Annotated in this window: 2 protein-coding genes; both read left to right on the top strand. The window is 63.8% G+C overall.

What is annotated here, in order from left to right:
* The first annotated feature begins 80 nt into the window (after positions 1-80).
* The gene (gene istA, locus AC5ZFO_RS47710) at positions 81-1,391 is read left to right on the top strand and encodes an IS21 family transposase (RefSeq protein WP_496124228.1); all 1,311 of its coding nucleotides are present in this window, start codon (positions 81-83) and stop codon (positions 1,389-1,391) included.
* Positions 1,391-2,251 carry an IS21-like element helper ATPase IstB gene (istB, locus tag AC5ZFO_RS47715; RefSeq protein WP_496124229.1) on the top strand — a complete coding sequence of 287 codons (861 nt, stop codon included), beginning with the start codon at positions 1,391-1,393 and terminating at the stop codon, positions 2,249-2,251. The genes istA and istB overlap by 1 nt, the downstream gene beginning before the upstream one ends.
* Positions 2,252-2,312: the final 61 nt, after the last annotated feature.

Below are 2,312 nucleotides of genomic sequence, written 5' to 3' on the forward strand. Positions count from 1 at the left end.
AAGTGTCGCGCGCCATGGAAAACTGCCCCCTCAGCGTCACGAGGAATTGCCCCCTCCTCGGATAGCTGAGGAGAGAGTGAATGAAGCTGGAACGAATCACTGAAGGCTCGCCGTGGAATGATCCACGGGGGCAGGTGATGAAGACGCCGGATGACGTGGCGGAGATGATGCGCCTGAGGGCGTGCGGGTGGGGCGTGAAGCGGATTGCGCGGCAGCTGGGCTGCAGCCATCACACGGTGAAGGACTACGTGTCGGCGGGCGGGGTGAAGCCGTTCAAGTCGCCTGAGCGACCGAAGCGTCTCGACGGCCTTGAGGGTTGGCTGCGCGAGAGGCTCATTCGGCATCGAGGCAATGCCGACGTGGTGCGCCAGGACCTGTTGGCCGAGAAAGGCGTGGCCGTCAGCCGGCGGACACTGCAGCGCGCTGTGCAGCCTTATCGTCAGGCGCTGAAGGCGGAGGCACTGGCGACGACGCGGTTTGAGACGCCGCCAGGCCGGCAGCTGCAGATCGACTTCGGGGAGCGCCTGGTCGAGATCGGAGGGGCGAAAATCAAGGCGTTCGTGTTCGTGGCAACACTTGGACACTCGCGACGGCTTCATGTGCGTGCGTTCCGGGCCGAGAGGCAGGAGCATTGGTTCGCCGGGCTCGAGAGCACATTCATGACCTTCAGCGGTGTGCCGGAGGAAGTGCTGATGGACAATCCACGCGCGCTTGTCGTGCGCCACGACGTGGTGAGCCGGTCGGTTCAGTTCAACGACAAGCTGATAGCCTTCGCAAAACATTGGGGCTTCCGTCCTCGCGCCTGTGCGCCATATCGGGCGCGCACGAAGGGCAAGACGGAGAACGGCGTCGGCTACGTGAAGAAGAACGCGATCGCCGGTCATGCCTTCCCAAGTTGGGAAGCATTCGAGGCGCATCTCGCAAGGTGGGAGCGTGAGGTTGCGAACGTTCGTATCCACGGTACGACCGGCGAGGCGCCGATCATCCGCTTCACGCGTGACGAGATACATAGGTTGAAGCCGCTCGGCGGGCAACCGTCGTTCGGATCCTTGCGTGAACTAACCCGCGTCGTCGGCAATGATTGCGCCGTCGAGATCGACACGAACAGCTACTCAGTGCCGTGGCGCCTGATCGGCGAGCGCGTGGCGGTAACGATCGCGGCCGGGGAAGTGCGGATCCGCCATGGATTGCACCAGGTTGCGATCCACAAGCAATCGGAGGGACGCCGGCTGCGTATCATCGACGCCGCCCATCTCGATGGTGTTGCTGGTCGCAACGGCCCGGTGCGCCGGGCTGAGATCGCGGCAGCGGTGGTGATGGCGCCGTCCTCACCGCCGTCGTTGTTACGCCCTCTTGCCGAATACGAAGCCGTGATCGGAGGAAGCTTCTGATGACGCGGGCAAAAAAGGTAATGGAAGCACCGACCGATCCGCTAGATGCTATGCTGGCGCGATTGCAGCTCTCCGGGATCCGCGATCAACTGGACAGCCTGCTCGACGAGGCGGCGCGCGCGAACCTGTCGGCGCGTGAGACGCTGATCCTGCTGTGCGAGCGCGAGATCGCACGCAAGGACCATCGCCGCATCGAGATGGCGCTGAAGCTCGCACACTTCCCGGCCGTGAAGGAGCTTGCTGGCTTCGACTTCGAGGCGGAGCCGTCAATCGATCCAAAGCAGATCCGTGATCTTGCCGCATCACGTTGGATAGCCAACGGAGAGAACGTGCTGCTGCTCGGCCCGCCGGGCGTCGGCAAGACGCACTTGTCGATCGCGCTCGGGCGAGAGGCGATCCTGGCCGGATACACGGTGCAGTTCACCACGGCGACGACGCTGGTCGCTGGCCTTGCCAAGGCGCACGGCGAACGACGTCTAGACGAGAAACTTCTCGCGCTGTCGAAGCCAAAGCTGCTCATCGTCGACGAACTCGGCTACTTGCCCCTTGAACCTGACGCGGCGCATCTGTTCTTCCAACTGGTCAGCCGGCGATACGAAACCGGCGCGATGCTGATCACGTCGAACCGCAGCGTTGCCGAATGGGGCACAGTGTTCGCCGATCCCGTGGTCGCCACCGCGATCCTCGACCGGCTCCTGCATCACAGCCACGTGCTGACGATCCGCGGCGACAGCTACCGGCTCCGCGCCAAGCGCAAAAGCGGCCTCATCAAGACGCCGACCGCCGGTGACGGCCCTCCGGTCGGCTCCGCCTCCCTCCGGCCCGTCACCGGCGGAAACAACCTTCAACCGAGATCATAATCCCGATGGTGGGGGCAGTTCTTCACGACGCAAAGGGGGCAGTTCCGGATGGCGTTTGACA

The organism is Bradyrhizobium sp. Unk1 (assembly GCF_059512345.1).